The 9098-nt window shown below is 60.8% G+C and carries 10 protein-coding genes and 1 tRNA gene; 1 reads left to right on the top strand and 10 read right to left on the bottom strand.

Going from position 1 to position 9098, the window contains the following annotated elements; translation table 11 throughout:
• Positions 1-99: 99 nt before the first annotated feature.
• Positions 100-612 (bottom strand): RDD family protein, encoded by a 513-nt coding sequence (locus tag AB5Y68_RS07275; RefSeq protein ID WP_010672963.1) that lies wholly within the window; start codon positions 610-612, stop codon positions 100-102.
• A 143-nt stretch (positions 613-755) separates the two neighbouring features.
• Between AB5Y68_RS07275 and AB5Y68_RS07270 the strand changes: the two genes are divergently transcribed.
• Positions 756-840 (top strand) — tRNA-Leu (locus tag AB5Y68_RS07270).
• Positions 841-1099: 259 nt separating this feature from the next.
• Here AB5Y68_RS07270 and AB5Y68_RS07265 read toward each other — a convergent pair.
• From AB5Y68_RS07265 to AB5Y68_RS07225, 9 genes are all read right to left on the bottom strand, one after another.
• Positions 1100-2260: a phage late control D family protein gene (locus tag AB5Y68_RS07265; RefSeq protein ID WP_368207045.1), complete on the bottom strand. Its 1161-nt coding sequence runs from the start codon at positions 2258-2260 to the stop codon at positions 1100-1102.
• On the bottom strand, positions 2260-2751 hold the full coding sequence (locus tag AB5Y68_RS07260) for a phage tail protein (protein WP_328222728.1): 492 nt from the start codon (positions 2749-2751) through the stop codon (positions 2260-2262). Before AB5Y68_RS07260 ends, AB5Y68_RS07265 begins: the two co-directional genes overlap by 1 nt.
• A gap of 12 nt (positions 2752-2763) precedes the next feature.
• Complete coding sequence (locus AB5Y68_RS07255) at positions 2764-5253, bottom strand: phage tail tape measure protein (protein WP_368207043.1); 2490 nt, start codon at positions 5251-5253, stop codon at positions 2764-2766.
• On the bottom strand, positions 5250-5381 hold the full coding sequence (locus tag AB5Y68_RS07250) for a GpE family phage tail protein (RefSeq protein WP_025327470.1): 132 nt from the start codon (positions 5379-5381) through the stop codon (positions 5250-5252). The genes AB5Y68_RS07255 and AB5Y68_RS07250 overlap by 4 nt, the downstream gene beginning before the upstream one ends.
• Positions 5382-5389: 8 nt before the next feature.
• Positions 5390-5674, bottom strand: coding sequence for a phage tail assembly protein (locus tag AB5Y68_RS07245; protein ID WP_039214151.1), 285 nt, complete (start codon positions 5672-5674; stop codon positions 5390-5392).
• Positions 5675-5740: 66 nt separating this feature from the next.
• A complete protein-coding gene (locus tag AB5Y68_RS07240; RefSeq protein WP_368207041.1) occupies positions 5741-6259 on the bottom strand; it encodes a phage major tail tube protein in 519 nt (172 codons plus the stop codon).
• Between the two features lie 9 nt (positions 6260-6268).
• The gene (locus AB5Y68_RS07235) at positions 6269-7441 is read right to left on the bottom strand and encodes a phage tail sheath protein (protein ID WP_368207071.1); all 1173 of its coding nucleotides are present in this window, start codon (positions 7439-7441) and stop codon (positions 6269-6271) included.
• 211 nt (positions 7442-7652) lie between these two features.
• Complete coding sequence (locus AB5Y68_RS07230; protein ID WP_368207039.1) at positions 7653-8060, bottom strand: tail fiber assembly protein; 408 nt, start codon at positions 8058-8060, stop codon at positions 7653-7655.
• Positions 8061-8071: 11 nt separating this feature from the next.
• Positions 8072-9097 (bottom strand): phage tail protein, encoded by a 1026-nt coding sequence (locus tag AB5Y68_RS07225; protein ID WP_368207037.1) that lies wholly within the window; start codon positions 9095-9097, stop codon positions 8072-8074.
• Between the last annotated feature and the right edge of the window lies 1 nt (position 9098).

Raw genomic sequence — 9098 nt, 5'->3', positions numbered from 1 at the left:
TCGATGCACCGTTTCCGTCAAGGTTCTGGGCTGCAAGCCGTCAGTTCTGGTCAGCAAAAAGGGCACCTCGGGGTGCCCTTTTTCGTTGCCGCCTTGGGATCAGCGATTGAGCTGCTCCAGGTTTTCCGTCTTGCCGAGCACCACCACCTCGCACTCGGCCCAGATGTCCTGGAAGGCGCGGGGGCGGGCGCGATTGAACACACACAGCAGGTTGCCCAGGCCAAAGGCCGAGGTGGCGAGCCGGATCAGGGCCTGGGTGACGCGAATGTTGCTGCCGTCCAGGTTCTGGATGCGCAGGCGCCAGGCCCGCATGCCAATGGTCTGGCCGGCGCGGACCCAGAACCAGGTGTAGAAACCGCAGATGACGAAGGCCAGCCAGGCGCTGTAGAGGGGGCTGGTGAGCAGCCAGGCGGCATCCTTGCCCTCAGGAACGTGCGCCATGCCGGTGGCCAGCAGCAGGTGGGCCACCCCCATGCCGATGAAGCCGGCGATGATCAGCAGGGCAATCACCACCAGATAGTCATAGAGCAGGGCGCCGAGACGGCGCAGCAGACCGGCAGACGGATGCCGGGGAGCAGGCTGGAGAGGGGAGGGGGTCTTGCGCTTGGCCATGATGATTATTCCATTAATATGATGCGGGCATTCTATGTAACTGGCTTGGCATCGGCAAGGCGTTGAATAAATGAGCAAACAACGGTGGGCGCAAGAAAAACACCTTGCATGGCCAAGCGCCATTCGTATAATCCCTCGCAGCTGCCCGGGTGGCGAAATCGGTAGACGCAGCGGATTCAAAATCCGCCGTTGCAAGACGTGTCGGTTCGAGTCCGACCCCGGGCACCATTTAGAATTCAATGACTTAAGGCCACCCAAGCGGGTGGCCTTAAGTTTTTCTGGCCCCAAGTGGCGGCAAAATGGCGGCAGAGTTTTAGACCTTCCCGGCCACACCCTATGTTTTTGGTGCTGGATGTACCTTCTTGTATGATGCGGCGTCTGCCTGATCGCGTGCTTCATGCGGCACCTTTCCCTGGCCATGTTTCAGCGCGTCGTCAGGAAGAATGAGAAGGGCCCCACATGTGGGGCCCTTCTCGCATCTGGCCAGTTACTCTGGCAGCTCGTCTAGTTTCACTTCGAGCTGCAGGCGGTTGGTGTATCCCTGGTTGGTGAGGTCGTGCACTACCTGTGTGAGCAGCCAGTCGGCTTCATCAATCTGGGGCTTAAACCCTCTGACGGTGGTGGGTTGTTCCGGGTAGAGCTCGGGCCGGCCCCTGGCCAGGGTGATGTCGAACTCGGCCACCCCACGCTGCAGCTTTTCCCATGCAGCCCTGGCTCCGTTGGCTGCTCTGCGCTCGCTGGTGTAGATGTGGCGCAGCACTTTGACATTGTCGCTGTTGCCGATCAGCAGTTCACGCTCGGTCTTGTTGACGACCACGCCCGGCGGCAGGGGCCGTTCCGGTTTCGGTTTGGTCTTCTTCTTGCGCTTCACCTCGATTTTCTTTTTCTCGGCGGACTTGTTGTCTTGCCAGTAGGCCGTCACGCCGGTGTAAGCGTCGCGGTCTGCCACTGAGAAGCGGTGCTGATCGCCATCTTGGCGGGTGATGGTGATGGCCGGCAGTGGCTGGCCGCTGGCGGTGGTGCCCTGACCGGCCTTGATAAACATGAGGCGGCCAGACTTGACGGTGGCGATGGCATCCTGCTCAGTCGCCAAGCGGGTGAGAAAGGCGAGATCGCTTTCGTTGGTCTGGTCGATGTGGTCGATCATCATCCCCTTGAACACATCACCTACGGTAGGGACTAGGCCATAGCGGGTGGCTAGTACGTCCACGATGGCGCCGACGGTTTCATAGTGCCAGCTGCGCTCGCGTAGTTTGTTCATTTCACCGCTTAAATCGGCCGATTTGCCACGCAGGGTGAGCACGTCGGGGGCGCCGCTGTGTTCCACCTCGTCAATTTTATAGGTGCCCTTGTCGACCAGGGCGCTGCCTTGCCAGCTGATGAGGGCGCGCAGGGTCGCCCCACGGCGTGGCATGTCGAGCTGACCGTCGCTGTCATCGAGGGTGATCTCGATGGTGTCTGCGGTGAAACCCCGGTTGTCGGTGATGGTCATCGACATCAGGCGCGGGCGGATGGCGGCCGAAATGTCTTTGCCATCGACCAGCACCTGGTAGGCCGGCACCGGATGGCCTTGGCGCAGGGCATCGAGCGAGCTGGTGATGCCGAGATTCTCGGCCAGGCGACTGCCGAACTGGTCGAGTGCCCCCATCAGAGGATCCCCCCCAGCTTGCCGCCGATGCTACCCATGAGTTTGCCCACCCCCAAGCGGCCGAGCAGGTTGCCCGCGGTGCGCCCCAGCAGGGTGTTGCCCAGCGTGCTGTCGTTGTCATCCACCCGCTTGAGCTTGATGGTGAATTCGATTTTTCTGGCGGTGCCATCGGCGAAGAACTCGCTGCGGGTGGTGCTGATGCCTTCGATCACGAACGAGCCGCGCATCACGCCATCCCCCTGGATCAGGGGGAAGGCCTGGCCGCTGTCGCCCATCAGGTTGAGCATGTCGAGGGAGACAGGGCCGCCGGTCAGCTCTGGCAGCAGCACCCCGCTCAGAGTGCTGGTCTCATCGTCAGGGCCGAGGTACTGATAAGCCGGGCGGGCGCCGACCCGGTTATTGCCCGGGTGGCGCCATGCCCGTTCGTCTTGTTGTGAGAGGGGGGCCACGGTCGAGCGCATAAACACGAACCAGCCCAGGGTCATCATCATGGTGGTTGCTCCTTAGTTGCGGTCGCCAAATCGGGCGCGGCCCTGTGCCTGGTTGGCGCGCTCGCTCTCTTTGAGCTTGTCCATCACCAGTTTGCCGAGCTGTGCCTCGTTCATTCCCGGCGAAGGGTTGACGGTGAGCTGGTAGAACGGCTGACTGTGGATGGTGGTGGTACTGACCTTGGGCTTGAGCTTCGGTGTGTCGGCGATACGGGGGCCGTATCCGCTGGCGCCAGCCAGTGCCGGCTGGGGGAGATTACCCGTCAGATAACCCGGCCCTGTCGACTTGTCCTGGCCGATGGTGACGTTACCGCCGGTAAACCAGTCAGGCAGGTATTTGGTGAATTCCTTGACCTTCTCCATCAGGGTCTTCCATTTGGCGGTGATGCCGTCGATCAGCCCCTGCACGATGGCTTTGCCCTTGTTGACCGCACCGTCTGGCAGAGTGTCGAAGAAGGCCCAGATGTCGTTCCAGTGGGCAATCAGCATGCCGATGGGAGTCCATGAAAACAGCTCTTTGAGCAGATCCCACCAGGCTATCAGCGGGGCTTTGCATTTCTCCCAGAGTTCACTGAACCACTTGGCGATTCCGTCCCAGTTTTTGTAGATGAGGTAGGCGACACCGGCGATAGCGGCAATCCCCATGATGAACCAGCCTACCGGGGTGGTGAGCATGGCCATCCCCAGCCGGGAAATGCCGAGGGTGAGCCACTTGAGCGGTGCAAGCAGCATGGTAATGGCTTTGCCTAGGAAAGTGCCTTTGACGCCCAGGATCCCGAACGTCAGTTTCATGATGGCCATGGGCCCCAAGACGGCGGCCACTGCCAGCGACAGGCCGCCGAAGGCAATGGTGACGACCGATACAATGGCACCAATCTTCATCAGAGTGTTGGAGAGTTCCGGGTTTTTCTTCGCCCAGTTACCGAGGCGCTCGGACAGTTCGGCGATCCATTCCGTGATGGCTTTGATCTCTGGGGCGATGGCTTCACCAAAGCTGACCATGGCGTTGGTAAAGGTGCCGGTGGCGGCATCCCACAGGCTGCCCAGGGTGCCAAGCTGGGCGTTGACCCGCTCTTGCAGGGCGGCTTGGTCGGCCATCTTCTTCTGGGTTGCGCGATAGCCATCCATCCCTTTGCTGATGATCAGCTCCAGCACCTGCAGGGTTTCAGCATCGTCGCCGTAGATGCCCTTCAGGACTTGCAGGCGGCGCTCGGTGTTCAATCCCTTCAGCTTGGCGAGCTGGGCAAACATGTTCTCCATCCCTGCGAATTCCCCCTTTCCGTCGGTGAAATTCAGCTTCAACCCGGTGCCTTTCGTGGCCTTGGCAATTTTTCCGGTATTCATGCTCATCTGGAAAACTTTGCGGTAGGCGTTCCCTGATGACTCGCCCGCCATGCCGGCCTGATCGGCCATGATGACCAACGGGGCCAGTACCTTGGCGGCCTCAAGCCCTGACTTGCGCAATATGCCCATGGCCGGGGTGAGTTTGGTAAAGGCGCCCAGCATGTTGCCGCTGTCAACGCCAAGGTAGAACGAGCGCTGGATGGTATCCATCAGCCCCATCATGTCTTGCTCGGCGGTGCCGGTGGCATCCTGCAGCTTGGCTGCAAACAGCGCCGCCTGGTCGAATGGCATTTTCAACTGCACACCGAGGTAGGCCGTTGCCTCACCCAGGCCGCCCAAGATGGATTTGGCGCTCATCCCCTGCTGGATCAGCGTGCTCATCATGTTCTGGAAGTCCGCGGTGGTGCCCGGCAGTTTGTTACCGAGCTTGTTGGCCAGATCGCTGATGGCCTGGAACTCCTGCCGCACCTGGCCGCCTCTGCCCATCATGGAGACCTTGAGGTCTACGACCGATGTTTCAGCTCTGGCGAACTCGATCACGGGTTTGAGGGTGGTCAGCCCCATGGCTGTGCCTGTTGCCAGTGCCGCGGCACCGTGACCGGCAATCTGGCCGCGTAGCTCCTGGGTTTGCCGGTAGCTGGCCTTGACCTGGTTGAGGCGCTTTTGTTGGTCTGCCAATTGGCCCAGCTTGGCGCGCTGTTGGTCAAGCTGGCCGTTGGCGGCAGCCAGGTCAGTCTTGAGGCGGCGCTGGTGTTCTCCGAGCTGCTTGGTGTTGATACCTGCCTCGCCCAGGGCCCGTTTCAGGCTGCCGTGACGGGCGACCATTTCCCGCTCTTGCTGGGAGAGGTCGCGCACCCTCTGCTTGGCCTGCTCCATCGCCCTGGTCATGGCCTTGGTTGGCTGTTCGACCTGGGCGAGCTGTTGGGCCATCTGCTGGGCATCGCGCTGGGCTGCTGTGAGCTGGGCGCGGGTGGCGCCTATCTGCTTGCCGAGGGTGCGATAGCCGTCAATCTGGCCGCTCTGGGTTTCGAGATCTTTGATGCGCTTTTTGGTGTCGACCAAGTCTTTGGCGGTCAGGCGGCTCTGGCCGCTGACGGCTTTGAGGGGGGCGGTCAGTTTGTCGACCGCCCCGAGCAGGATTTGCAGTTTGAGAGGGTTCATTGTTCTTCTGCCCCGTTGATGCGGTTGTGAATCTCAACGAGGCGTTGGTGCCAGCCCATCAGCTCGCTGATGTCCATGGCCGCCATCTCGGACGGCGGCCAGTGGGCGATGATGGCGATCTCGGCCATCAGATCGTCTATGCAGTGAGGTAGGCCTCCTGCTGCGAGCCCATCAAAAAACCGACCACCACCACCCCGGCTTTGAGCAGGTCAGCCGGGTCCATGTCGTTGACTTCTTTTTCGGTCAGGTCGGTGATGCGGGGCAGCAGTTTGATGAGGGTATCCACGTTCATCTGGACGATGTCCATGGTGTTGAGCCCGCGCAGGTGGCCCGCCTTCTTGGGGCTGCGGATGATCAGGCTGTTGAGGGTGCTTTCGCCGCGCTGGATCGGGGTGTCGAGGGTGATTTCTTTCTGGTCCATGGTGCTGGTTCCTGTTGTGGATGTGGTGAGGGCGGCTGTTGGCCGCCCGTTGGATGGGTGAATGGGTTAGAGGCCGATGGCTTTGCGGTGCTCGGCCATGCGGTCGACGCCGTCGGGGCCAATCTCGACCATGTTGATCAGGTCAATCTCATGGATCACCTGACCGTTGACGGTCTCTTTGTAGTAGGTATTGACCATGCTGACCTTGGCCTGGGTGTTGTCACCGGCCTTGAGGGTGCCGCGATCGAGCTCTTTGAAGCGGCCACGACAGACGATCTCGACGGCGACCACTTCGCCGGTGTCATCACGCTGGACTGAACCGGCAAAGCGCAGGCTGGTGCCGTCGGCTTTGGGCTCCCCCATGCAATTCAGCAGGGGTTCGCCGTAGCCGCCAAAGGTGAACGAGACATCGAGGGCGCTGTCATCCAGCCCCATGTCGATGTTGACGGCACCCCCCATGCCGCCGCCGCGATAGGCTTCAAACTTGCGGGACAGCTTGGCCGGGGTGAAATCTTCCGCTTCACCGACCCAGTTATCGCCATTGAGGAAGACGTTCAGGCGTTTGAGTTTGCGTGGCAGTGCCATGGGGGCTCCTTATGCGGCGGCCGCGACGCGGGCGCCGAAGTCGATGAGGTAGGTGTCGGTGATGCGCTGGATAAAGCCGAGGTCTTCGAGCGGCGGCACCGGGGTGTAGTTGTAATCGATGCGCAGCTTGCCGGCCTTGAGGGTGTCTTTGTCGTTGAGCTCCTCGTTGTACCAGCAGTCAAAGCCGAGCAGGTAACCGCCCGCCACCAGTTCTCGGCCCTTGGCCTTGATGCCCTCGACGATGTCCTTTACCAGAGTTGGGGTGAGCGGCTTGTCGTTGGCCCACATGTGCGCCTCGGCCATGGTGTCGGCCAGGATCTGGGCGGTGCGGGTGTAGTTCTCGAAGGCGAACAGGGGATCATCGGAACAGGTGCGGTTGCCCCAGTAGCGGAAGCCGTCCGCCCGGATGAGGGCGGTGACTTCGCTCGCGTTGAGCAGGCCGACCTCGGTATCGGGGTCTTGCAGATCCCAGAACAGGGCCTTGGTCATGCCGTCGACCCCGGTCACGCCGACGTTCGACAGGGTCTTGTGCCAGCCAATTTCTTTGTCGATGAATGCCCGCATGGCGGCCGCCTTGAGGCAGGCATCCAGTTTGATACTGGCATTGGCGGTGGTGTCCCAGGCGGTCCAGTCGCCGTGGATCGGCATCAGTTCGCGGCTGGAGAAGTTCTCGCGGTAGGCGAGCGCTGCCTCGACGGTGTCGGCGATGGTCGGCACATAGGCGAAGGCGCGCAGCTTTTTGGCTGCGCCCGCCAGGGCGGTGGCTACGGCTAAGGTGCAGTTGTCCGGCACGCAGAGGATGCGCGGCTTGACGCCCGTGACCGGGGCAGCACGCTCCAGCGCCTTGAGGCCGGTATAGCTGCCATCCGGCAGGATGGTGCCGATGATGTTGCTGGTCAGCTCGGCGGCGTCGGCGCCATCGGCCACGCGCACGGCGATGACGATGGTGTTGACGGTGTCATAGATGGTTTGCAGCGAGCGTTTGAGGTTGCCGGTGCCGCCCGCCTTGGCGATGGCCGCCGGCAGGTTGGCAATCAGCACGGGTTTGTTGAGGGGGAAGTAAGCGGCATCCGCATCGCTGCCGGTGCAGATGATGCCGATCACCGCCGTGGCGACGGTGCGGATGGTGCGCGTGCCCTCGTTGACTTCCACGACGCGCACGCCGTGGTGAAATTGGTCCAGTGCCATAGGTTCTCCTGTTGTCCGGACGGAGCATTCTTTGCGTAGGTAATGCATGTGATGCGAGCAGGGTCAGGATGCAGGGGCAGGGGATGTCAGGCGAGCGGCGGCCAGTGTGTGAGGGCCACACACACTGGCGAGACGGTGACAAGGTGGTGACTGGCGGCAGTTACGACACACCCCGCTCTGGGCGGGGTGTGGTGAGATGGGTCGGCTACCCTGGTTTTACTGGCCAGGTGATGTTGTATGGCCAGCCTTGCTGCTGGTTGGCGCGACTGACATCAACTGTATATTCGCGCCATTGGCGCAGGTTTTCTGCCTCTTGGGCCGAACACTGCCCCAACGAATCCAGATAGATAAGTGGATCCATCTGTACATAGGCTTCTTTGAGCTTCTGCTGTTGCATTTGCACGGCCTGCTCAAGTAATTGCTGTTCTGTCGGTGGCGGTGGTGACATCAGCTCAGGTTGACCCGCGTCGCTGATGGTGATTACCAGCCCTTTGGATTCGCCTTCACGCAGCTGCTGGTACGCTTCATTGCTGATTTCTATGGCATCTGCCGGGATGTTGGCGCTTAACCCGACCAGATAGAACCCTTTGGTTGAGGGTGAGTATTGATACATGTCGTTCTCCTTTAGCAGCCGATGGCGATGTAGTTCACGCCGATGGCCCCTGCTGCCGTCATGGCACTTGATTTAATGGCAATCTGGGTGGTCGATACTCTGGTGTTAGCATCCAGGGTGAATGCGGGAACGGTACCGTTGTTATGGAAAGCCCCACCGCCCAGCACTTTGGTCGGGAATGCCAAGGCGTAGGTCAGGGTCACCGCTTGGCTATTTGGTGGGATAACGCCTGTACCCCACGCCAGCATCCATCCCCCCATCCATGATGGGGTGACGATATAGCCGTTGTTTTCCAGCAGGATTGAGAAGCCAGCCCGCAGCTTTTTCGGGGTAATGGCTACATCATCAGCGGTTCCAGCGTTAGTCTGCTCCTGGGTGGCAACCCTCATCATGCCAAGCACAGTTTCAGTGGCCTGCTTTACCCACCCCCACAAGGTTTTCACTGTAACCACGACATCCGCTTTTCGATTGGCGGCGACGGTTTCATTTACTTCAGCTTGCGTAGCAAGGCGGGAAAAGCCTTTTTCAGCCTCACTGGCGTCTGGGTGATCGCGGCTTTCTTTGTGGGTCTTGAGTGTTTCATCGACATATTGGCGAGTCGCCAGCACCACCGCCGGATCAATTTTGAGCTCGACTGCGCTGGTACTGCTGACGATCAGCACCATGCGGATGACCTGGGTTCGGCCAGAGCCTTCTGACAGCAGCGGCTTGTAGGTGTCCGGGCAGTTGGCGACGGCGATCAGGGTGCCCGCTTCGTCATAGAGTCCGAGTTCACGGATCCACCATCCGCCGACGGTTTCCGGGATGATCTGTTCAGCGACCAGTTGGCTGGCGTTGAGCGGGTCAGCGAACAGGGCGTTGAGCTGGGCGCGGCGCTTTTCGTTGACCAGCTTGGTCGCGGCCGGATTCGGGGTGACCGCCTGACCATTGCCGTCACCCACTGCCATCGCGGTCAGTTTGAGCGGAATGCCGAGCGCGGCGGCATTGGCGAGTTTGGCAGCGCCCTGATTGGTCAGGAGTGCGAAGTAGTTTGCCATG

Origin of the sequence: Aeromonas sp. R6-1, assembly GCF_040908165.1 — a bacterium.
Taxonomy (GTDB): Bacteria; Pseudomonadota; Gammaproteobacteria; order Enterobacterales; family Aeromonadaceae; genus Aeromonas; species Aeromonas caviae.
Note: the sequence above shows the minus strand (reverse complement) of the source record. Positions and strands in the feature narration are given on the sequence as shown.

Bases quoted from the DNA above. Each gene is read 5' to 3' on its own strand.
- AB5Y68_RS07240 (WP_368207041.1), bottom strand. From the start codon at position 6,259: ATGGCACTGCCACGCAAACTCAAACGCCTGAACGTCTTCCTCAATGGC.
- AB5Y68_RS07275 (WP_010672963.1), bottom strand. From the start codon at position 612: ATGGCCAAGCGCAAGACCCCCTCCCCTCTCCAGCCTGCTCCCCGGCAT.
- AB5Y68_RS07265 (WP_368207045.1), bottom strand. From the start codon at position 2,260: ATGGGGGCACTCGACCAGTTCGGCAGTCGCCTGGCCGAGAATCTCGGC.
- AB5Y68_RS07230 (WP_368207039.1), bottom strand. From the start codon at position 8,060: ATGTATCAATACTCACCCTCAACCAAAGGGTTCTATCTGGTCGGGTTA.
- AB5Y68_RS07250 (WP_025327470.1), bottom strand. From the start codon at position 5,381: ATGGCCGAGATCGCCATCATCGCCCACTGGCCGCCGTCCGAGATGGCG.
- AB5Y68_RS07255 (WP_368207043.1), bottom strand. From the start codon at position 5,253: ATGAACCCTCTCAAACTGCAAATCCTGCTCGGGGCGGTCGACAAACTG.
- AB5Y68_RS07245 (WP_039214151.1), bottom strand. From the start codon at position 5,674: ATGGACCAGAAAGAAATCACCCTCGACACCCCGATCCAGCGCGGCGAA.
- AB5Y68_RS07260 (WP_328222728.1), bottom strand. From the start codon at position 2,751: ATGATGATGACCCTGGGCTGGTTCGTGTTTATGCGCTCGACCGTGGCC.
- AB5Y68_RS07225 (WP_368207037.1), bottom strand. From the start codon at position 9,097: ATGGCAAACTACTTCGCACTCCTGACCAATCAGGGCGCTGCCAAACTC.